We start from the raw sequence: 22013 nt of genomic DNA, 5'->3' as shown, positions 1-22013 counted from the left end.
GGACTGCAACGCGATGACGGCAGTCGGGGCGGTTCCTCGGGGACGCCTTCGCGGCGGTTACCGCGGTGGAGTCGCCGGGACCTGGTCTCGGCCGGTGACGGCCGGGTCGCGGCCCGCCCACCAGCCGGCCACGACCACCAGGACCAGGCATGCCGCCGCGAGGGCCAGGCCGATCTGGGTCGCGGGCCCGCGTTCTGCGGGCAGACCGAGAGTCCAGCCCAGGAAAGGCACCAGGAACGCCAGCCCGGTCAGCACGGCGGCGGCGTCGACCACCGCCGCGCGTGACCGGCGCACCGCCCCCTGCGCCATCGTGAGACCGATGCCGATGCCGGTCAGGAACAGCGGGAGCAGCAGCTTGGGCATGGTCGACGTGCCGGAGGAGGACGTGAAGAACACGACCGCGCCGGTGATCGGGATGGCCACCAGCAGGAGGAAGACGAGGGGCAGCACCACCACGAGCACGTGCCCGATCCGGGCGCGGGACCGGCGGGCCGCGACCGACATCCCGATCAGCAGTGCGAGCAGGGTGATCATCCCGGCGTCGAGCACGTCGTCCCCGATCACCCGGCCGAACCCGGTGAGCGGTGCGGGGCGGATGGTCACCCCGGTTGCCGAGACCTCGACCGGTACTCGTTGCCACACACCGGAAGCGTCGCGGACCGCGAGCCCGTCGGCGCCGTTGGCCACGACCACCTCGTGTCCACCCGGGACGGTGCGGACCAGGACGTCCACACTGGCCACCTTCGACACGCGGTCGATCCCTCCGGAGGCCGGGTGCTGGCGCTGGACGAACGGCCACCGCGAGGCCGGCACCTCCCAGGCGGTGCGCCAGGTCCGGCCGCCGTCGGTCGTCTCGTCGACGCCGAGCAACCGGCCACCGTGGGGCACCGGGCCGGGGACGTCGAGGTCACCGACTCCGTGCACCCGGTAGCAGTGCGCGGCGTCGCCGGGCACGCAGGCTTCGGGTTGCCGGCGACCCAGCAACTCCTCAGGCGTGACTTCCGCCAGTGGAGTCCACCCGCCGCCAGCGGAGCCGGAGCTGTAGAGCCGCTGTTGCACCTCGATGACCACCTGGTCGCCCACGAGCTGCACGGAGTTCACCGACTGAAGGGTGTCGAGGGGCGCGGAGGTGGCGGCGACGGCCAGCACCGCGAGCGGCATCGCGAGCAGCACTCGCACCTGGTGGACGGGGCCGTCCGGCAGGGGAGGAGCCGCGGCCGCCTGTCGCCAGGCCCACCACGCGAGTCCCAGCGCGGGCAACGCGACCAGGTCGGTCGGGTCGGCCAGGACGACCGAGGGTCCGTTGACGACGGACCACGCCGCCGAAGCGACCTCGGCTCCCGTGCCGCTCAGCTTCACCCACGCGAACCCGGCCCCCGTCAGCAGCGTCGCCGCCGCGGCACCGAACGAGCCGGCGCGGAACAGGCCGAACACCACCCCCAGCACCGCCGGCGCCACCACCAGTCCGGCGACGTCGCTGAGCTTGCCGGTGACGACACCCGGCCACGCCTGCTTGAACACGTGGTCGTTGAGCAGCAGGACCGCGGTCGCCCCCACGGTCAGCGGATGCGCCACCCAGCGCAGGAACACCCCGGCTCGCATGGGGTCCAGCCTGCGTTGCCGTGATCACGGCAACGACTCGGTCCGGCGCCAGATCGGCCTGGGACAGCGGTGCGCACCCGGCTGGTCCAGGGCACAGCAGCCCGACTCCCGCCTCAGAGCTTCATCTTCGCACCCGGCTGGGGCTGTCGCTGCCAGAGCCGGACCAGCAGTACGACGCCGAACACCGCCATGCAGCAGGCGATGTAGTAGGCCAGGCAGAACGCCGCGATGGCCGCGGGAGGGTGCATGTCCGGCGGCAGGAACGGTTTGCCGTCCTGCCACAGCATGGACGCGGTGTCGAAGAGAACGACCGCGGCGGTGGGAACGCCCCACACCAGGGTCGGAGCGCTGATGATCGTCGCGTTGATCGGGACGACCCGGTCGTCGAGCCGGGTTTCGCTGCGTCCGGCGAGGAACAACACGCCGATCGCCGACAGCAGGTACAGAAACGAGAAGGTGTCCAACGCCGTCGCGCCTGCCGGCACGCCGACCCCGACGACGTCCAGCGGGATGATCGGGCTGTCCCGCAGGCCGAAGCCGAACGACAGCAGGTTGCCGATCAGGAACACGACGTACAGCCACAGGAGTTCCAGGCCCACCAGCACCACGAACGAGCTGACCAGCAGAACGCGCTCCAGCCGTGGCCTCGATCGCAGCCCCGCGTCGACGGTCCGCGCCGCGCGGATCGCGAGTCCCAGCGCCGCGCGGATGAAGCCGAACCAGGCCGTCACGAAGAGCGCACTCGCGATGAGGAACGCGAGCAGGGGTAGGCCGAGTTGGTTCTCCACCAGGTGCACGAGCGCGTCGTCGGGCTTGTCCGGAAGGTTGTCGGGGTCAGGCTGGACCATGGCGACCGTCCTAGCTCGCGGCGGGTGTCTCCACTCAGTTCGCGCGGCGCGGCGATCGAGTTACACGCGACGAGAAGCCGTGCGGTAGCGGACTGCACCGCATGAGCGATAGCCGGATGTCGTCCACGAGGAGGTATCCGGTGACCTGTCCCCACTGCGGTAGCGCGGCACACAAGGTCATCGCGCCGGGTTTTCACGAATGCCTGGGGTGGCGTCCGGAAGTGTTCACCGACCCAGCGACGGGGCTGGCGGTGGCACGAAGGATCCCGTGCGGGCAGCGCTACCACGCAGGTGGCGACCGGGGCCGCAACACGACATGTGCCTGCGGGACTTTCGCCGTGGGCGTGTGCACGTCCTGCGGCACGTTCGTGTGCGGTGACCACTCGGCGGGTGGCGCTCAACGCATGTGCTTCGCCTGCGTTGAAGCCGCTCGCGCCGCGTCCGAACAGCAGGAGCAGCAGGAGGTCGCGGCCGAGAACGCTCGGGCAGAGGCGGAACTCGCGAGGGTGCGCGCGATCGCCGACCCCGTCGAGCGGCTTCTGTGCGGTGCCAGGTTCTTCACACCAGTATCGAAGCCTGACCCGGGCCACAACCCGTGGGGGCGAGCGTCCTCCGCGGATGGCACGAGTGAGCTTCTCCGCCTGTCCCTGCAGGAAAATCTCGTGGGTCTGTGTCCGGAGCTGTGGCCCGACGGTCATGACGGCGACCCGCCGTGGCACACGCCCAAACTGGGTTCATGGTTCGCGAAGCGGGCCTCTGCCGCGGGAATCACGCCGCCGCCGGACCTGGTTCCCCTGGTGCGCCGAAGCTTCTTGGCGCCGCGTGACGAACTGGTGCGAGGAAGGCCGCAGGCAGCGTGGCGGCTGCCCGAAGGATCCACCACGCTGCTCAGCCACGTGGCCGACGAGGACGCAGCGAGGTACGCCACCGAGACCTGGGCCGATGCCTACGTGCTGCCGAAGGGCGAGGTCGTGCTCCACCCTTACCTGCAGCACGGCACCAAGCTGCGCCCAGCGTTCCTGAGTCCGCACGGCCTGGCCGCGATGGCGGACGTTCTCGGTCTGACGTGGTGATCCCACCTAAGCCGGCCTGCTCGGTTCACCTCGTCGCGGCCACCCGGTCGACGACCTCGCGCACGGTCTCCAGGACCTCGTCGGGGTGATCGAGGTGGACGCTGTGCGTCGCACCCGGCCAGCTCCGGATCTCGCCGCCGAACGCGTCGGCGAGACGGCTGTGAGCGAGCAGGACCGCGTGGCCGGGCTTGCGCTCGGCCGTCACCACCACCGTCGGCAGCCGGGGGAGGTCGGACTCCCGCAGCCCGTGGGAGAGGCCGGTCAGCCCGCGGACAGCGCGGGCGAGCGTCGGGATGTCCAGGTTCGCCGTGCGTTCGGCCGCGGCGGCGCAGTCGGGACGCAGACCGCGCGCGGTCCGGCGTGCGGTGGCGCGGAACGCGGCGGCGAGCAGGCGGCGCAGTCCGGGGATCGTGGCGATCCTGCCGAGCACGCCCGTCATGCGTTCGATCCTCGTGCAGGAGTTCGGGTCGTTGATCGGCGTGGGGTCGAGCAGCACCAGGCCCGCCACCTGCTCGGGGTGGTCGCGGGCGAGCAGCACCCCCACCGCGCCTCCCAGGCTCTGGCCGACCACGACGACGGGACCCCGGCCGAGCCGCTCGACGAACGAGCTCAGCGCGGCGGTAGCGTCGGCCAGCGATCCGTCCGACGTCGACGTGCCGGTGCCGGGCCGATCGTGTTCGACCACCAGGGCCCGGCCCGCCAGGCCCTCGCGCAGGCCGGGGAAGAAGCCGTCGCAGGACTCGGCGCCGCCGGGCAGGAGCAGCACCGGCGGGCCTGACTCGCCGTACACGCGAGCCTCGTCGTTCTGCATGGTGCGCCCCCGTCGGGATCGAGGATCGTGCAACAACTTCTCCATGATTGTGACACAATCTGATCCGTGGACGAGGTCATGGCCGCTCCCCAGCGGATCGCAGCGGCATTGCGGGGTGAGCTGCTCGACGGCGCGCACCCGGTGGGCACCCGCTTCCGCGAGGAGGACGTGGCCGCGCGGTTCGACGTCGGCCGGCACACGGTGCGTTCGGCGCTGCGGTTGCTCACCGAACGAGGGCTGGTGGTGCACGAGCGGCACCGCGGAGCTGTGGTGGCGCCGCTGAGCAAGGCCCGCATCGACGAGATCTTCGACTACCGCAAGGTCCTCGAACTGGGCGCGCTGCGCATGGCACTGGCCGCGGGCGCGGACCTGTCACCCGTGCTGGCCGAGGTCGACCGCCTGGAGGAGATGGCCGGACGCTCGCCGCAGCCGTCGTGGCGCGCACTGACGGGCGCGCACAGTGCCGTCCACCGGGCGATCGTCGCGGCCGCCCGCAACCAGCACCTGCTCGACAGCTACCGCCGCTGCGAGGACGAGGTGAGGCTGCTGCTCACCTTCGTGCGTCCCGACTTCGATCCCGCGAGCCTGACCGAGGTCCACCGCGCACTCGTCGAGAAGTTGATGCAGGGCGGGGAGATCGCGACGGACGCCCTGACGCACGACATCGACCACATGGGCCGGGCCGCGTTGCTGAGCGCGTTGGGCCGCGCTGAGGAGAGCGTGCGCCTTTTCGGGCACTGACAGCGACCTCGGGTGGTCCGTGAGCAGCGGATTGTTGAAACCCCGGGAAAGTTCACGGACACGACGGCACACAGTGTGAAGGCCGGACCGGCAAGCACACCTCGAACCCGTCAAGGAAGTGGATCATGAGACCAGGGATGGTGAGCAGACTGCGCGCCGCCGCACTGTGCGTGGCAGTCGCAAGCGGACTGATGGTGACCGTCGCGGCGCCCGCGGCCCAGGCGGCGCCGTCGTTCCAGCTGCCCTTCGAGTGCGGTCAGCAGTGGCGGCTGGACACCTGGGGCCACAGCCCCGCGCTCGACATGGTCCGCGAGCCCGACCAGGCCGGCACGGAGGGCGCGGCGCTGCTGGCCTCCGCCGCGGGCACGGTGAACCAGTCCTTCTACCACGGCAACGCCGGCAACGTGATCCAGATCAACCACGGCGGCGGCCACTTCAGCACCTACCTGCACCTGCAGTCGCGGGCCGTGTCGGCGGGCGCCTCGGTCGCGCAGGGTCAGCTGATCGGCCGCGTGGGACGGACGGGCCCCACCTCGAACAACCACCCGCACCTGCACTACGAGCAGGGCTTCGACAGCAACGGCAACGGCAGCGTCACGTGGGGCGCGGCCGGAACGGAACGCGTCGCCGCGTCGTTCAACGGCGTGACCTACACCGGCTCCGCGAAGACCTGGCGCAACGTCGCCAGCCGCAACTGCGGTGGCGGCGCCTGGGACTGCCAGGCCGGGTACTCCTGCTACTACGACGGGACCGACGGCCGCGACAAGTTGTTCACGGCGGCGCGGTGCGGCACGCACGACCTGCGGGGAGGGCCCTACCAGGACAGGATCTCGTCGATCGCGAACTACGGCGGCGGCAAGGTCTGGGTCTACGTTTGGGACGTCGAGTCCCGCGACCACTTCGACCTGCACGGGTGGGTCGAGATAGGGACGCAGGGCAACTTCTTCACCAACGACATCGACAAGATCCACATCGACTGCTGAGACGGCCGGCGAACGGCCCGTGGCGAGAGCCGCGGGCCGTTCGCCGGGGGCTCACCCGGGCTCGGCGTCGTACAGGCACCGGGCCACCTGGACGCGGTTGGTGACCTCCAGCTTCGCGAACACGCTCCCGACGTGCGTCTTGACGGTGGCGAGGCCGAGGTGCAGGGACTCGGCGATCTCGGCGTTGGTCGCCCCCTCGGCGATCGCGGTGGCGACCTGGCGCTCGCGGTCCGTGAGGCGGGCGAGCAGCGCTCGTGCCGTGCGTTGCCGGGAGTCGCCCTGCCTGGTGGCCACGGCGATGAGCCTGCTGGTGACGCTCGGCGAGAGCATCGGCTCGCCGAGCGCGACGCGGTGCACGGCGGCGACGATGTCGGCGGGTCTGGTGTCCTTCAGCAGGAATCCCGCCGCTCCCTCCCGCAGCGCCGTGAAGACCATCTCGTCGGTGTCGAACGTGGTCAGGACGACGACCCTGGCCGGAGATCCCCGGTCGCGGAGCCGTCGGGCGGCCTCCAGGCCGTCCATCCGGGGCATCCGGACGTCCATCAGGACGACGTCCGGTCGTTCGCGCAGGATCACGTCGATCGCGTCCCGCCCGTCGGCCGCCTCGCCGACGAGGTCGATGTTCCCGGCGCCGCCCAGGATCATCCGCAGTCCCGCTCGCACCAGCGGGTCGTCGTCGACGAGGACGAGGCGCACCACGTTCAGCTCTGCCACGGCAACCTCGCCGTCACGACGAACGACCCGTCCCGCGGCCCGTGGGCGAGGGTTCCGCCGGCGAGCTCGGCGCGCTCCGTGAGACCCAGCAGCCCGAGACCTGGCGACGCCGTGCTCACCCGGTCGCTCAGCCGGTTGCTGACCTCCACCTCGAGCCCGCTTCCGGAGGCACCGGTGAGCCGCACGGCGACGGGCTCACCGGGTGCGTGCTTCCTGGCGTTCGTCAGAGCCTCCTGGACGATCCGGAAAGCCGTGCGCGACACCGTCTCCGGGAACCGGTGCGCGAGCATCTCCCCGCTGTCGAACCGCACCGCGGAACCGGCCTCCCGCGCGTCGGCGAGCAGAGCGGGCAGCTGGGCGAGCGTCGGCTGCGGAGGTTCGGCGGTGACGTCCGCGCTCCCACCGGCGCGCAGGACGCCCAGCACCTCCCTCAGTTCGGCCAGGGCGAGCCGGGCGTTCTCCTGGATGGTCTCCGCCGTCTCGACCGTCTGCCCGCGGTCGAGGTCGTCGCGGTAGGTGAGCGCTCCCGCGTGCAGCGCCACCATGGAAATGCGGTGCGCCAGCACGTCGTGCATCTCGCGGGCGATCCGGTTCCGCTCCGCGTCGCGGGCGACCTGGGCGGTCAGGGCCTGCTCCCGCTCAGCGGTGAGGGCGCGCTCGCTCAGCGAGTCGACCAGGTCGCGGCGGGCGGCGACGTAGTACCCGGTCGCCACGGCGGCGGCGAGGAAGAACCCGCTGAGCACGACCCCGCCCGCGGCCTCGACGCCGCCGTTCTCCAGGAACAGAAAACGGCGCTGGTAAAGGGACTCCGACACGATCGCGCCCGCGAGGAACACGGCCGCGGCGACCGCGAGGGGCCCTCGTCGCCGCCGCGTGGCCAGTGAGGCGACAGCCAGTGCGGCCGGGCCCATGCTCGTCACCGACACGGTGCAGGCGGCGTTCGTCAGGCACGCCACGGCCAGCGGAAACCGCCGCCGCAGCGGGAGAAGCGCGAGCGTCACCACGCCGAACACGAAGTCGAGCACCAGCACCGCACCCACGACGTCCTGCTGCGCCACGGTCAGCGGACGGGACAGCACCACCGCGGTCATGGCACCCCACGCCGCCACGCCGATGGCCGCCGCGAGCAGGTGGCGCCAGACGCGGGACCAGGGACGAACCAGTGCCGGCATGACCGAAGCGTAGAGGGCGCGCGGCACAGCGCAGATCCGTCGCAAGGCTCGTCGGTCTCCACCCAGAGGGGGAGGCGCACGAGCCTTCGCGGGGAGTCGCCCCAGGCTCGGTCACGACAGCGTTGGTGCCGTCATCACCGCCACCGTCGAGGAGAAACCATGACCAAGCCCCAGACACTCGCGAGAACAGCGGGTCTGCTGTACCTGGCACTCGCGGTCCTCGGCATCTGGGCCGAACTGGTCGTGCGCGACAGCGTGCGCGTGCCCGGCGATCCCGTCGCCACCGCGGCCGCCCTCGTGGCCCGCGAAACGCTCTTCCGCTGGAGCCTCGCGGCGGACGTGCTGATGGCGGTGGTGTTCGTCCTGCTCGGACTCGTCCTGCAACGCCTGCTGCACCACGTGGACGAGCGCGCGACGACAGCGCTCCTGGTCTTCGTGTCGGTCGGCGCGGGCTCCATCCTGCTCAACCTCGCCTTCCAGGCGGGCGCGCTGCGGGTCGCCACCGATCCCGCGTACGACGACGACAGCCTCGCGTCGCTGCTGCTCGACCTGCACGGCTACGGCTACACGCTCGGCGGCGTGTTCTTCGGCCTGTGGCTGCTGCCCATGGGCTATCTCGCCCTGCGCTCCGCCCTGTTCCCGAAGCCGCTGGGGGTGCTGCTCGTCGCCGGCAGCGTCGCGTGGGTCGCCGACCCGCTGATCGCGTTCGCCCTGCCCGGCGCACCCGGCCTCGTCCGCGACCTGGTGTCGGTCCCGACGTTCCTCGCCGAGTTCGGCCTGATGCTCTACCTGCTCGTCTGGGGCGTTCGCTCCAGGTCGTCGTGACGACCGTCAGGAGACGCCCTCCGACAGGCCGAAGGCGACGAGGAAACCGATCACGGTGATGAGGCCGATGAGGAGGTGGGCCTCCTCGAACGCCTCGGGGATCATCGTGTCCGCGACCATCGCGAGGATCGCACCACCGGCCAGCGCGGTGATGACGGCGAGCACGACGGGGTCGGCGCCGCCGAGGAGACCGTTGCCGACCATCGCCGCCACGCTGCTGATGGCGGCGATGCCGGTCCACAGGCCGAGCACGTATCCCTTGCCCCGTCCGGCGCGGCGCATCCCGGCGGCGCTGGACATCCCCTCGGGCACGTTGCTGATGAAGACGGCGGCGACGGTCACCAGGCTGACCCCGCCACCGCTGAGCAGGCTCACGCCGATGACGATCGACTCGGGGATGCCGTCCAGCAGCGCGCCGAGCGCGATGGCGCCGCCGGAACCGGGATTGTCCTTTTCGGAGGGTTGCTGGCCGCCTGACCGTTTGCGGTGGCGTGCACCCCGGCGGGCGAGCAGCACGTTGGCGCCGGTGTAGAGGACGGCGCCGGCCAGCGCCCCGGTCGCCGCGGCGACGAGACCACCGCGTTCGTTCGCCTCCGCGACCAGCTCGAACGACACGGCGGACAACAGCACCCCGCTGCCGAACGCCATCACGCTGGCCAGCACTTTCGCGGGGACGCGGGCGAAGAACCCGGCCAGCGCCCCCACCAGCAGCGCGGACCCCGCGAGCAGGCCCCACAGGCCGGCCTCGATCACGCTCGGCATCACCGACTCCTTCGCACTGGACGTCCCGGCACAGCGTTCCCCGTTTCCGGGGGCGCACGCATCTCGGGCGGCGACCGCGCGAAGAAGCCGAACACGGCCCAGGCCGACTTCGTCCTCAGCCCCGGCGTGGAGGACGCGGTCGCGCGGCGGTGACCACCGCCGCGCGACCGCGGCTCATTCCCCGCTGATGTCGGTGAGGCTGCCGTCGGCGAGGTGCTCACCGATCGAGCGCGGCAACAGGTAACCGCGACCCCCGCCGGGCTGGCCGTGCCACGGCACCGTCGTCCCGGCCAGAACGCGCAGGTCGCGGACCACCCGGTAGCGGCGTGATCCTTCCGCTTCCCGCTCGGCGCGCAACGACGTCTCCGGGAACTCGGTGTTCGGGGTGAACACCAGGTTGCCGCCGGGGCCGCCGTACCGGACGACCTCCCGGCCCGCCATGAGCGTCGCCATCCGCTTGTGCGTCAACAGGGTCAGTGGCGGCTCGCCGGGCAGAGGCTGGATCGGCCAGTCGTTGAGGGCGGCGACGGTGTTGTTGTCGGCACCGCCCGCGCGCAGGCGCGCGGGCAGGATCGTCAGCGTGCCGAGCAGGTACGCCCCGGCCTCGATCAGCGCGGGGAACCTCCGCGCGCCGAACGACCGCCCGCGTTCGTACTGCGCCACCTGCCACTCGTCGCCCGCGCGCTCCAGGCACCAGCTCTCGTCCACCGGGCCGTCGAGGCTGTACGCCCTCGGGATGACCCCGGCCTCCGACAGCGCCAAGGCGATCTGCGCCATCTGTTTCCGCTCGCCGTCGGACAGCTCGGCCGACGCCGGTGCGGCCGACGCCGGTGCGGCGGACACCTCGCCGGTGAGCGCGGTGTGCGCCAGCGCGGCCGTCGCCGCGTCGACCGGTGGCGGGGTGAAGTTCGCCGCCCGGATGTGGGCGATGAGCTCGGGCTCCGGCGGCACGCCGTGCTTGGCCAGGTAGTGCGGGATCGACGCGGGCCACAGCCAGGTGCCGTCGGTGTGGAAGCCCGCGGGGACGTCCGGCACGCTGTCGGGCACGAACAGGTCGGTGTCGTGGCCTCGGCCGCCCAGCACGAGGTGGGCCTCGTTGAGGTAGCGCAGCACGCCCGAGACCTCGTCCGCCGGTACCTGCGGGCGGTCGACCACGGGGCGGCCGTTCGGCTCGCGGCGGTCGAACACCCGTGCCTCGCGGAACCGGGCGCGGGCGCCCAGCACCTGCTCGACGTTCGGCACGATCGCCCGCATCCACTCCGGCACGTGCTCCGGTGAGCGGGGGAAGCGCCGCAGGTCGTCCAGCACCGCGGGCGCCGGTGGCCTGGTGTTCCAGCCGGGGTCCTCGTAGGTGTAGCTCGTGGAGGAGCGCAGGGGGAACTCGATGATCATCTGCGCGCCCGACCACGGGCCGACGCCCGGCGCGGCCATCCTGGCCCGCAGCGCCGCGAACTCCTCGGCCGCCGCCGGGGGCGGGTTCCACGGCCTGAGCTGCCCGTCGAGGCCCTCCACGAAGGCGGGCATCTCCACGAAGGCTCCGGCGGCGCGGTACCCGACCCGGATCTGCGTCCAGTCGCTGGGCGCGTGCATCACCAGCAGGTCGGCGATGTGCCGTTCCACGTCCCGCTGTTCGACGAGCCCCGCGCGTTCCGTCCGCGGCGGGAGCTCGGGCATGCCGAGCTTGCGGCGCAACCAGTTCGGGATCTTCTCCTCCGGCCGCGGGAAGCGCTCCAGGTCCTTGCGGAACACCTCGTCGGGCACGGGCGGGTCCCAGACCGGGTCGTGCTGGTAGTTGTACAGCACGTGGTACTCGCTGGGCGGGTTCATCATGAACCGCGCGGAGAACCACGTGCCCCGGCCCGGCAGGTACATCAGCTCGCGCAGCTCGACGAACGCCTCGGCTGCCTCGGCCGGGGGCTCCACCTGGGCCGCCGTTCCGTTGTCCAGCAACACCACCAGACCGAAGTCCTGCGCGCTGGACGCCAGCGTCGCGACCAGGTCGAGCCGGACCCACCCCTGCGGCACGGCCTCCAGCAGGGCGACCCCGATCTGCTGGACCAGTTCCTCGTACCGACGGCCCCGTTCGGCGTCGGTCGCGCCGTGGTCCACATCAGACATTGTCGAATCTCCTGAGCTTGATCCTCGGGGCTCCGCTGGCGTCGACCATCACGAAGCGGGAGTGCACCTGGTGCGGGACCGGGCCGCCGTCGGCTTGGAAATCGTGCCAGGCAACCCTACTGCCGGCCCGTTGCTCCCTCGCGGCCTGCATGTCCCCGGCGTACCAGGTCTCGCGGTTGTCCGGGGTCCCCCTGCCCTGGTTCTGAGTGGTGAGCTGCGGGAACTGGCCGACGGCGTCGGGGGTCGGCCTGGTCACCTGGTTCGGCTTGATGTGACCGCCGTCGTAGTTCGGCCCGCCCACGGCACCGACGATGTCCTGCGACCACTGGCTTCGGGTCTCCCGCCTGCTGGGGCCGTAGGTGCGCTCGTCGGTCGTCTCCGCCGGGATGCCGTGGTCGTTGGTCGCGATCACGTAATTGCCGTCGAGGACGTACTGGCTGTTCGCGTGGAAGTTGTTCAGGTCCGGATTGGCGTTGTCCCGGACACCGCCCGGGCTCGACACCGCCTCGATCGCCACCACCCGGCCGAAGCCGTCGGCGTCCGGCGGTCCTGTGTAGAACGTGCCGCGTCCCGGGACCTCGAACATGGTGTTCGGCGGCAGGTTCGTGCGGTCGCTGAAGGCCTCCCTGGGCGCGAGCGGCGCGAGCGGGTCGCCCGGCTGCGCGCCCGGAGCGGGCACCTGCACCGGGTTGTTCGGGTTGACGGAGTAGGGCTGGACCCATTCCTGGTACCGCGGCGGGAATCCCCGGTCGTCGGTGGTGTAGCGGTGCTCGGCCCCGTCGACGTCCACCCGGTAGGTGGTGTTCGGCGCCGGGAACTCGACGTCGGGGTTGTTGTCGTTGCGGGTGTTCGGCGACACCAGGTCGGCGTGGGTGATCACGCCGCGCTGGTCGGTGAAGTACGTCCCCCGACCGTCCACTCGGTACGCGGTGTTGGGGGTGAGGCCCTGCCTGCCGATCAACCGTTCATCGGTCGCCAACGGCCGCAACGGCTGGCCCTGCAGGGCAGGGTCCGCCGCACCCCGGTTGTCCACCGGGATGGGGATCGGGTCGTTCGGGTTGCTCACCCTGGGCGGGGTGAAGGGCGACTGGATGAGCCCGCGCGACGGGTCCGCCGGCGCGCCCGGTGTGGCCTGGGGGGCCACACCGTCGGACGCGGTGCCGACGGGCAGGCCTCCCGACCCCGTCGGGGTCATGTCCCCGTTGGGGGAGAAGGCGTTCCAGCCGCCGTCCGGCGGGATCCTCGGGTACGTGCGCCCGTCCGCGTCGACGTAGTCGGGGCTGGACGAGTACGGCGTGGTGTTGCCCTCGCCCGACCAGGCCCGCTCCGTGGGCGCGATGACCGTGGCCCCGGAGTTGCGCGCCAGGTCCGCGGCGAGGCCGTCCGGATGACGTCCCGCCTCGCAGCCGACGAGCACGATCGGGTCCGTGCCGTTCCAGCCGAGCCCTCGGGCGAGGGCGGCCAGCTCGGCACCGTTCAGCTGCTGCCCGCCGACGTGGGCGGTGCGGCCGTCGCTGTGCACGTCGAGCACGAAGTGGCCGGGGATGGGCGCGACCGCGTTCGCCGCGTTGCGGGTGCGCACGTCCGTCGGGTCGAACAGCGCGCCGCCCGCCGGGGTGGCGAACCCGGTGGACTCGGCCAGCGGCCGCAACCCGTCGGGAACGGCGTCCAGGTTCGGCATCCCGGCGTCGTCGCGGGGCGAGCCGACGTCGGACGGGGTGTCCGGCGTGCCGTTGTGCGCGAGGGCGTCCGGCGTCGGCGTGCCGTGCGTGTCGCCGAAGTCCGCGGGCAGGACGGGATGACCCGGCGGCGCGACGTGCACCTCCCGGATGGCGCCACTGGCCAGCAACTGCTCGACACTGGCCGTGTCGGGCAGGGTGAACTGGCGTCCGCCACCGGGCTGTCCCAGCGCGGGTGCGACGTCGGCGAGCTCGCCGCGCACCCCGTCCGGGTCCACGACGACGTAGACGTGGTACCCGATCTCGGCGTTGTCCGGGAAGATCGCCCGGTCGCGGTAGTGGTACGGCTGCCCGTTCGGGTCCATCGGCGACAGGAACCGGCCGGTCTCGCCGCCGAAGCGGTCGAGCACGGTCCCCGGCGGCAGCGTGACGTCCCGCTGCGACCCCGGAACCGCGCCACCGTGCGGGGGCCACTGGTTGGTCCGGTACGTCCCGTCGGGCCGGTGGTGCTGGTTGAAGTCGTCCCGGTCGCTGTGCGACCCCCACGGGTCGTGGTCGCCGATGAGGTCACGGGTGCGCTGGTCGTAGCTGCCCATGCCGTTGGAGCGGTCGCCGCCCATCGGCACGTACTCGCCCATGTCGGCAAAGGGGTGCTCGCCCTGGCGCGTGCCCAGGTAGGTGAGCGGAACACCGTTCTCGTCGACCCGAGGTCCGGGCGTCGGAGGGGGGCCGTCAGCGCTGTCGGGGCTGGGGCCGTCGCCGTCCGCGTCGGGCGCGGGCCCGTCCCCGGCCTCGCCGGACATGTCCGGCGGTGCGGACCGGTCCACGTCGCCGAGCCCGTGCGGAGAAGGACTCGCGTCCGTGCCGGACGGCTGGTCGGGGCGTGCCGCGGGCTCGCTCGTGCCGGTGTCGGCTGGCCGGGCTCCCGGTGCCGTGTCCGGGCGGGTGGGGGACGTGTTGTCCGGGCGGGCAGGCGGTGCGGTGTCCGGTCGGGTGGATGTGCCGGTGTCCGGTCGGGTGGGAGGTGCGGTGTCCGGTCGAGCGGACGTGCCGGTGTCCGGTCGGGTGGGAGGTGCGGTGTCCGGACGGGTAGATGAGTTGGTGTCCGGACGAGAGGACGGGCCTGTGTCCGGGCGGGCAGGTGGTGCTGTGTCCGGTCGGGCACCGGGTGCGGGCCGACCAGGGCCGTCGGTCCGCTCGGGGGAGCGGCTGGCGTCCGGCTGACCTGAGGTGTCGTGCCTCACGGGCGCGTCGGGCCGAGTGGAGCCAGGCGGCGTCCACATCGGACGCTGGCCGTCCGGTGCCCTCGAGGTGTCGGGCCGGAGCTGGTTCGGACGCGGTTCCGGCCGGTAGCCGCCCGCGTCGGGGTGAGGCGTCTGACGAGCCGGGCCACCCTGCTGAGGCGTCCCGGGCGCCGTAGGTGCCCCGCCGAACGCGTTCGGCCCACCGAACGTGCTCGGCGCACCACCGCGTTGGTCGGGGGTACCGGCAGGCGGCATCCCACCATCGGGGCGCGTGGGGTTCCACGACGTCTGCGGCGCGATGGAGTCCGCGCGGCTGCTGGAGGTCGCACCCGAATCCGGGCGCGGACCACCTGCTGTACCAGGGGCGGGCGAGTGTCCGCCGGGCCCGAAACCGGGACCGTTCGCCGGCAGTCCACCGCCGCCTGTCTGTCCTGGCGCGTTGCCCGGTGATGCCGGGCCGTTGAACCCGCCGGCAGGGCCATGACCCGCCGGAACGCCCTGTCCACCTGGGCCGTAGCCCGCCTGCCCGCCGGGATTGCCGAATCCGCCGGGGTTGGCGAAGTTGCCGGTTCCGCCGGGGCCGCCGGGGTTGGCGAAGTTGCCGGTTCCGCTGGGAGTGCCAGGTCCGCCGAAGTTGGACGGTCCACCTGGGTTGCCCGGTCCGCCAGGTCCGGCGACGTGGGAGGTTCCGGTGGGGTTGCCTTGCCCGCCAGGGTTGCCTGGCCCGGCGAAGTTGCCCGGTCCACCGGGATTGCCGGGGCCACCGGAACTGCCGGGGCCGCCGAAGTTGGCCGGTCCGCCGGCGTTGCCTTGCCCGCCTGGGTTACCCGGCCCGCTGAAGTTGCCTGGTCCACCGGCGTTGCCGGGGCTGCCGAAGTTGCCCGATGAGCCGGGGCTGCCGGGCGTACCGGCGCCGCTCGGATGGCTTCCGTGGCTGCCGGGCGCAGGCGAGCCGTAGCCGCCCGACGAGCCAGGCCCACCAGAGCCGTGAGATCCGCTCGGCGAGCCCGGGCCACCGGGTGCGCTGTGTGCGCCACCCGGCGTCGGACCGCCGAAGCCGCTCGGACCGGGCGGCGTGAAGCCGGCCGGCCGTGAGGTACTCGCCGACGGGCTGCCACCGGCCGGGTTGCCGCCCTGCGCACCGCCGGACGGCACACCACCCGCGGGCGTCCCGCCGCCTCCGAGCGGTGCGGGGCCTCCGGAGGCCGAGCCGCCGGAGGTGGGGGAGCCGGGGTGGGACGGCGATGTCGGCGCGTGCGGAGCGGTAGGAGCAGGCGGAGCGGCGGCCGCGGCACTGGTCTCGGAGCGCGTACCGGGACTCCCCGGACCGTCCGAAGAGCCCGCCGATGGTCCACCGGAAGGCCCACCAGAAGGTCCGCCGGTGGGACCGCCGGAAGGCCCACCAGAGGGGCCACCGGAAGGACCGCCCGACGGTCCGCCCGACGGTCCGCCTGAAGGTCCACCGGAGGGACCACCGGAAGGCCCGCCTGAGGGACCGCCCGTGGGGCCGCCAGAAGGTCCACCGGAGGGACCGCCCGTGGGGCCGCCAGAAGGTCCACCAGAGGGACCTCCGGAAGGTCCACCCGACGGTCCACCGGGAGGCCCGCTCGGCGGACCACCCGGCGAGGGCGGAGCACCCGGCCCGTCACCGATGTTCGGCGCCGTGGGCGTGTCGTAGTGGGACTTCGCCCCGCCGATCCCACCGGAGACCGCACCGGACACACCGCTGCGAGCGAGGTCGCCGGCACTGATGTCCTCGCCGGTGACGACCGCGCTCACGACGGTGGAACCGACGCCCTCGACGCCGCCGCGGACGGCGCCTTCGACGACGTTGCCGCCGAGGCCGGTCGCTCTGGTCGGGACGAAGTCCATGCCGCCGCCGATCGCGCCGGAGATGGCCCCGGAGAGCGCCGCGCTGCCGGTCTTGTTCCAGTCCCAGCTGTGGCGGTCGCCCTTGGCGATCTGGATGCCCTGGATCGCCGCGTCGATGGCGACCTCGGTGAGCACCTCGCGCAGGATCGCGGTGATCAGCTTGCGGAAGATCATCTGCACGGTGATGCGGGTGGCCGCCTGGGCGATCGGGATGCCCGCCGTGGACGTGCCGAACGTGCCGAACGCCGCCGCGATCAACGCCGCGATCTCGATCGCGAGCATGATCAGCGCGGCGATGATGGCGTACTTGGCGTACTCCACCTCCAGCGCGGTGTTGTCACACGAGCCGGCCAGGCCGTCGCAGGACTCCTTCAGCTTCACCAGGTAGGCGTCCGCGCCCTCGACGAACTTCTTCCAGTACTCCCCGAACGCGTCGGCGGCCTGGCCCTCCATGGCGCCGAACGACTTCGTCGCGGCGTTGCCGGCCTGCGTGATGACCTCGTCGATGTCGGCGGACGCGGCCCGCCACGCATCGCCGAGTGCTCTGAGCTTGTCCTCATCGCCCTCGGGCCAGCTCTCGCCGACCACGATGGGGAACAGCCAGGTGATCTCCGATGGAATGGTGATCGACATGGTTCCCGCTCAGCCCCCGATCGCGCCGAGGCCGCCACTGCTGGTCTCGTCGATGTTCTGATGCGTGTTGGCGGTCTCGTTCAGCGCGGTCTTGATCGCCTGGATCGCCTCGCTCAGCTGGCCGAACGCCTTGACGGTGCCCTCCGCGGCGGGCACGTAGTCCTGGGAGAACTGCCGGCCCGACTCGTCGCCACCCCAGCAGGCACCCTGCGCGGACAGCGCGCTGGACAGCGTGCCGCCCGCCTCGGAGAGCATCTCCGCGGCGACGCCGAACGCGCCGGCGCCCGCCCGGACCTGGTCGGGCTCGATCCGAAATGCGCCGGTCATCGCTGACCCGGACCCTTGAGCACGCTGCCGAAGCCCTCGTCGTCATCGGGATCGGGGTCGCGCGGGGGCCTGCCCCGCTGCGGCGGCGCCTCGGCGGCGGGCGGACCCGGAGGCGGGGGCGGCTGCAGGAGGTCGACGAACGACGGCGCGCCCTCGACGAGCTCGGACAGGTCGGTCTGACCCTGCAACGGCGCGAGCGCGCCCTCGACCTGCTCACGCGCCGACCGGGCCGCGGACTGCGCGGTCTCGATCACCGAACGCGCCAGCTTCTCCGGCGTCGACCGCTGGAACGCGGCGGGAGCGAACCGCAGGTCCGTCAGCACCCCGGCCGGGTTCACCTTGGCCTGCACCAGGCCATCCGGCGAGGTCGCCTCCCCGGTCACGGCGGCCGCACGGGCCTGCGCGCCGGCGAACTCACTCGTGCGACGCCGCAGATCAGCCATCAAGTTGTCGACGTTCTCCCGCATGGCGGCGTTGCGCGCTTCCAGCTCAGCCTTACGCGCGGCAGCGTCACTCATGTGTCCCCTTCCCCTGATTGCCCGAAGGACACACGCAAGCATCCCGAAAGTACAGACGCCAAACCTAGCGAGTTGGATCCGTTCACCTCAGTGGTTTCGAGATGATGACCTCGAGTTGACTCCAGACGGATCTAGGAGTAGGCGATGTCCAGCTCGGCGAAGCCCGCGGACCCGAACAGCGCCTTGCCATCCTTCTTGAACGGGTTGCCGCAGTCCACGACCATGATCTTCGCCAGCTTCGGGCAGTCGAGCAGCGCCTCGACGTTCACGATCCTCTTCGAGTTCAGGACGGTCAGCTGCACCAGCTCGGGCAGCGCCGGAAACACCGCGCAGTCGATCTCGGCACGGATCCCGTTGAGCCGCAACGACTCCAGTGTCGGGACGGCGGCGAGCCGGGCCACCGGGAACTCGCGTCCGGTGCCGGCGATCTCCAGCACGCGCAGCGGCGCCACCAGGTGGCCGACGACGTCGGCGTTCTTCACGTCCACCAGCTCCAGGTGCCGCAGCGAGGGCAGCTCCCCGAGCTGGCGCAGCACCGCGTCGTCCCCGCTCACGTTGGTGCGCAGGAACTCGAGCGGCGGCAGCGGGTCGACCACCTGAGGCAGCCGCGGCGTGGTGTAGGAGCTGACCCACAACAGTCCCCGCAGCCCCGGCAGGGCGGTGTCGGCGGCGAGCGGCGCCGAGGGGACCCGGCCGTCGGGGTTGCCGATCACGAGCGACGTCAGCGCGGGCGACGCCAGGCGCGCCACGAGCGGCGCGGGCAGCGTCAGCGACTCCAGGTTCACCAGGGACGGCAGATAGGCGGGCAGCACCGCCTTGCGCAACTGGGCGTCGGTCGGGCACAGGGCGAGGCTGCGCACCCGCGCGACGTCCTCGGGTCGCGGCGAGCCTCTCCACGGAATCCGGACGGCGCCGTCCTCGGTGTAGTGGTCGCACTCGTCGGCGTTGCCCACGCAGAAGACCCCGTCGCCGTCGAACGGGCCGAGGCACCGTGCGCGGCTCTTGCCGAAGAGATCGAGGTCCGTCATGCCGCGCATCATGCGGCATTCGGAAGTAAAACCCAGCCGCCTTATGGAGTAGAAAAGTGACGCCCGGGAATGGCGGATGTATTCGAGGGTGAAGTATCGACGTTATTCGTGCATCGGATGGCATGATGCGTTCTGCGGTGACACGATTCAGTGACAGGAGAAGGATGAAGCGTTTGCTCAAGGCTGTCGCGGTGGTGACCTCCGTTGTCGCCGTCACGCTGACGGTGGGGTTGCCCGCGCAGGCATCGGTGTCCCAGGGGTACATCAGCGGTGGCGGCACCGTGACCGACGACTGGGGCGACGAGGGCGAGCTGTCGAGGTCCACGTTCCCCAACAGCTCCGCGACGGGCATTTGGCAGAAGGTGCTCTACGCGGACGGATATCTCACCGTCAACGACATCGACTGCCGTTTCGGGCAGAACACCGAGAGTGCCACCAGGAGGTGGCAGGCGGCCAGGAGCCTCGGCGACGACGGCCGCGTCGGGACGCTGACCTTCGGTCGTGCCGACAACCAGCTCCGGGCCACCGGCGACCCGGAGATCTTCCGCTACGACGGCACCAGTCGCGACGAGTACTTCCTGCGGGTCAATGGCCGTTACGAGCTTTTTCCCGGTCACGTCGCGTACTACCGGTCCATTTCATCCGCCTGCTGATGAACCCGGGCTGACGGTGTTCCGGTAACCGAGGTCGAGCAAAGAAATTCCGGCGGATCGAGGTGTTGGTCCGCCGGAATCGTCCTGCCCGAAAACAATAGTTCGCGCACTGCGTTTCGTCGTCAGCTGTCCGGGTCCTGCCCGATGAGTCGCCCGGCGAGCTCGATGCAGCGCAATCGCGCGGGAGAGAAGTCGTACGGCATCTTGGTGAACGCCTCGTAGGCGCTCATCAGCACGTCGTGCTCCCCGTCCAGGGCGTCGTCTTCGAAGAGCTTCTCCTCGGCCGCTTCCAGTCCGGCGGCCGCGATTGCCCGCTCCAGTGTCTTGTGGTGGGCGTGCCGCTGCTGGGCCAGCTCCTCGACCCGCGGGTCGTCGGGAGCCACGCCGTCGTCGAGCGACGCCTCGGCGGCATCGAGCCGGTCGTCCTCGGCCCGCAGCTCGGCGTGCGTGGCCAGCACGATGAACACGCTGGCCTGGACCGCGGCGGCCACCGGGCCGAAGATCCGCTCCGTCACCATGAGGGTGTCCAGATCGGACGGTCGCACCGCACCGGACGGCAGGTGCGCGAGCCGGTCCGTCACGAGGTCCGACAGCAACCCCATCGGACTCCCCACGGCTCGCAGGCGCCGGACGGCCGCGAGCTGACGTTTGATCTCGTCCTCCTGGGCGGCCAGCGTCTCTTCGAGGCGCCGCAGGTTCTGGTCGATGTCCTGGGTGTCGTCGAACGCGGCCCGCACGTCGTCGAGCCCGACGCCGGCCTCGGCCATCCGCCGGATCCACAGCAGACGGATCATGTCGTCGTAGCCGTAGCGGCGACGGCCGTCCGCGCCGCGTTCGGGCTCCTGCAGCAGGCCGATCTGGTGGTAGTGGCGGATGGCCCGCGGGGTCGTCCCGGCGAAGGCGGCGGCGTCACCGATCTTGACCTGGCGGGGCGGCGTGAACGAGAGGTGCATCGTGGACGGTGCCTTTCGAGCTGTGGTGCCTTGAAGAACAGCACATGCCGCTACGTCAGGTGCAACTCCGCTGGAGCGGAAGCCGGCGCGGAACGGGCACGCGAGCGCCTGAAGCGAGTCTGAAGGATCCGCGGCCGGGCTGGTCACGCCACGGCACGCGACGAACACTGTCCGCCATGGTGCAACTGGACGATCGCGCCGCGGTGCGAAGGCTGCACGACCGGCTGGGGACGGGCCCGCGGCCTGGTGACCTGGACAGGACGTTCGACGCCGCGCTGGACGCGCTGCTCGCCGGTGACCCCGCCGGTGACGTCGCCCCGCCACCGCTCGCCAGCCCGCCCCGTCCGGCCAAGGGCGACCGCGCGGCCAAGCAGGACGCCGCACACCAGCGTGCGGAGGACGACCACGCGTTGACGGTGTGGTGGCTCGACCGCATGGTGACGACGGGCAGACCCGCCGTGGAGCGCATGACGTGGTTCTGGCACGGGCACTTCGCGACGAGCGAGCAGAAGGTGCGCTCGCCGCGGTCGATGCTGGCGCAGAACGAGACGTTCCGCCGGCTCGGCCTGGGGCCGTTCGCGGACCTCGCCCAGGCTCTCGTGACGGACCCGGCGATGCTGGTGTGGCTCGACGGCAACGACAACAAGGCCGGTTCCCCCAACGAGAACCTCGCGCGGGAGTTCCTGGAGCTCTTCGCGCTGGGCATCGGGCACTACGAGGAACAGGACGTGCGGGAGGCCGCGCGTGCGCTCACCGGCTGGACGGTGCGCGCGGACACGGGCAAGGCCGAGCTGGTCGCCAAGCGCCACGACGACGGCCGGAAGACGGTCTTCGGACGCAGTGAGCGGTTCACCGCGGAGTCGTTGGTGACGCTGGTGCTGGACCGGAAGGAGAGCCCCGAGTTCGTCGCGGGCAGGGCGTGGTTCCGGATGGTGTCCGACCGGCCGCCCGCCGCCGACGTGCTGGCCCGGCTGGTCACCGCGTTCCGGCGCGACACGCGGTCGTTGGTGCGTGCCGTGGCTTCCGAGCCCGCGTTCCGCGATCCGGCGAACGTGCTGGTCAAACAGCCCGTCGAGTGGGCGGTGGGGCTGATGCGCGCACTCGGGGTCCGGCCGCGCGACCTCGAGCGCAAGCAGGCCGACGCGCTGCTGCGGGCGTTGCGCGGACTGGGGCAGACACCCTTCCGGCCGCCGAGCGTCGGCGGCTGGCCCGCCGGTGGCGCGTGGCTGACGACGGCCGCGTGGCCGTCCCGCCTCGACCTCGCGAAGCTCGTGGCGGACCGTGCCGACCTCGAGACCGCCCTGGGCACGGTCGACCGGATCGAGGGGGCCCGGCGCCTGCTCGGCGTGGACTCCTGGTCGGACCGCACGAAGACCGCTCTCGGCAAGGTCGCCGACAACCCGGTGCGGCTCGTCGTCGTGGCGGCGAGCGCCCCCGAGTACGTGGTGAGCAGGTGA

Annotated in this window: 18 protein-coding genes; 6 read left to right on the top strand and 12 right to left on the bottom strand. The window is 71.9% G+C overall.

Annotated elements, in window-relative coordinates; all coding sequences use genetic code 11:
- Positions 1 to 57 precede the first annotated feature (57 nt).
- Entirely contained in the window at positions 58 to 1602 is a 1545-nt protein-coding gene (locus ACWF7A_RS00535; protein WP_452248236.1) for a hypothetical protein, read from the bottom strand.
- A 113-nt stretch (positions 1603 to 1715) separates the two neighbouring features.
- A complete protein-coding gene (locus ACWF7A_RS00530) occupies positions 1716 to 2450 on the bottom strand; it encodes a hypothetical protein (RefSeq protein WP_452248235.1) in 735 nt (244 codons plus the stop codon).
- Between the two features lie 140 nt (positions 2451 to 2590).
- Between ACWF7A_RS00530 and ACWF7A_RS00525 the strand changes: the two genes are divergently transcribed.
- Positions 2591 to 3523 carry a hypothetical protein gene (locus ACWF7A_RS00525; protein WP_452248234.1) on the top strand — a complete coding sequence of 311 codons (933 nt, stop codon included), beginning with the start codon at positions 2591 to 2593 and terminating at the stop codon, positions 3521 to 3523.
- Positions 3524 to 3548: 25 nt separating this feature from the next.
- Here the strand turns inward: ACWF7A_RS00525 and ACWF7A_RS00520 are convergent, their stop codons facing one another.
- Entirely contained in the window at positions 3549 to 4334 is a 786-nt protein-coding gene (locus tag ACWF7A_RS00520; protein WP_452248233.1) for an alpha/beta fold hydrolase, read from the bottom strand.
- Between the two features lie 66 nt (positions 4335 to 4400).
- Between ACWF7A_RS00520 and ACWF7A_RS00515 the strand changes: the two genes are divergently transcribed.
- Positions 4401 to 5075 (top strand): GntR family transcriptional regulator, encoded by a 675-nt coding sequence (locus ACWF7A_RS00515; protein WP_452248232.1) that lies wholly within the window; start codon positions 4401 to 4403, stop codon positions 5073 to 5075.
- A 125-nt stretch (positions 5076 to 5200) separates the two neighbouring features.
- Positions 5201 to 6058, top strand: a complete 858-nt coding sequence (locus ACWF7A_RS00510; RefSeq protein ID WP_452248231.1) for a M23 family metallopeptidase — start codon at positions 5201 to 5203, stop codon at positions 6056 to 6058.
- Positions 6059 to 6109: 51 nt separating this feature from the next.
- Here the strand turns inward: ACWF7A_RS00510 and ACWF7A_RS00505 are convergent, their stop codons facing one another.
- Positions 6110 to 6772: a response regulator gene (locus ACWF7A_RS00505; RefSeq protein ID WP_452248230.1), complete on the bottom strand. Its 663-nt coding sequence runs from the start codon at positions 6770 to 6772 to the stop codon at positions 6110 to 6112.
- The gene (locus ACWF7A_RS00500; protein WP_452248229.1) at positions 6760 to 7944 is read right to left on the bottom strand and encodes a sensor histidine kinase; all 1185 of its coding nucleotides are present in this window, start codon (positions 7942 to 7944) and stop codon (positions 6760 to 6762) included. The genes ACWF7A_RS00505 and ACWF7A_RS00500 overlap by 13 nt, the downstream gene beginning before the upstream one ends.
- 159 nt (positions 7945 to 8103) lie before the next feature.
- On the opposite strand from ACWF7A_RS00500, the gene ACWF7A_RS00495 reads away from it, so the two are divergent.
- Positions 8104 to 8769, top strand: a complete 666-nt coding sequence (locus ACWF7A_RS00495) for a DUF4386 domain-containing protein (protein WP_452248228.1) — start codon at positions 8104 to 8106, stop codon at positions 8767 to 8769.
- A gap of 6 nt (positions 8770 to 8775) precedes the next feature.
- Here ACWF7A_RS00495 and ACWF7A_RS00490 read toward each other — a convergent pair whose 3' ends face one another.
- From ACWF7A_RS00490 to ACWF7A_RS00465, 6 genes are all read right to left on the bottom strand, one after another.
- Positions 8776 to 9531: a ZIP family metal transporter gene (locus ACWF7A_RS00490; RefSeq protein ID WP_452248227.1), complete on the bottom strand. Its 756-nt coding sequence runs from the start codon at positions 9529 to 9531 to the stop codon at positions 8776 to 8778.
- A 174-nt stretch (positions 9532 to 9705) separates the two neighbouring features.
- On the bottom strand, positions 9706 to 11649 hold the full coding sequence (locus ACWF7A_RS00485; protein WP_452248226.1) for a TNT domain-containing protein: 1944 nt from the start codon (positions 11647 to 11649) through the stop codon (positions 9706 to 9708).
- A complete protein-coding gene (locus ACWF7A_RS00480) occupies positions 11642 to 17077 on the bottom strand; it encodes a WXG100-like domain-containing protein (protein WP_452248225.1) in 5436 nt (1811 codons plus the stop codon). Before ACWF7A_RS00480 ends, ACWF7A_RS00485 begins: the two co-directional genes overlap by 8 nt.
- Positions 17078 to 17086: 9 nt before the next feature.
- Positions 17087 to 17404, bottom strand: coding sequence for a WXG100 family type VII secretion target (locus ACWF7A_RS00475; RefSeq protein WP_452248224.1), 318 nt, complete (start codon positions 17402 to 17404; stop codon positions 17087 to 17089).
- Positions 17401 to 17922, bottom strand: a complete 522-nt coding sequence (locus ACWF7A_RS00470; RefSeq protein ID WP_452248223.1) for a YbaB/EbfC family nucleoid-associated protein — start codon at positions 17920 to 17922, stop codon at positions 17401 to 17403. Before ACWF7A_RS00470 ends, ACWF7A_RS00475 begins: the two co-directional genes overlap by 4 nt.
- 131 nt (positions 17923 to 18053) lie before the next feature.
- Entirely contained in the window at positions 18054 to 18950 is an 897-nt protein-coding gene (locus ACWF7A_RS00465) for a hypothetical protein (RefSeq protein WP_452248222.1), read from the bottom strand.
- 164 nt (positions 18951 to 19114) lie between these two features.
- Between ACWF7A_RS00465 and ACWF7A_RS00460 the strand changes: the two genes are divergently transcribed.
- Positions 19115 to 19603: a peptidoglycan-binding domain-containing protein gene (locus ACWF7A_RS00460; protein ID WP_452248221.1), complete on the top strand. Its 489-nt coding sequence runs from the start codon at positions 19115 to 19117 to the stop codon at positions 19601 to 19603.
- A gap of 122 nt (positions 19604 to 19725) precedes the next feature.
- Here the strand turns inward: ACWF7A_RS00460 and ACWF7A_RS00455 are convergent, their stop codons facing one another.
- On the bottom strand, positions 19726 to 20556 hold the full coding sequence (locus tag ACWF7A_RS00455; protein ID WP_452248220.1) for a MerR family transcriptional regulator: 831 nt from the start codon (positions 20554 to 20556) through the stop codon (positions 19726 to 19728).
- Between the two features lie 176 nt (positions 20557 to 20732).
- Here ACWF7A_RS00455 and ACWF7A_RS00450 point away from each other — a divergent pair, with 176 nt between their 5' ends.
- On the top strand, positions 20733 to 22013 hold the full coding sequence (locus ACWF7A_RS00450; protein WP_452248219.1) for a DUF1800 domain-containing protein: 1281 nt from the start codon (positions 20733 to 20735) through the stop codon (positions 22011 to 22013).

The sequence above is a fragment of the Lentzea sp. NPDC055074 genome (assembly GCF_053608005.1).
This window is presented reverse-complemented; position numbering and strand designations above follow the sequence as displayed.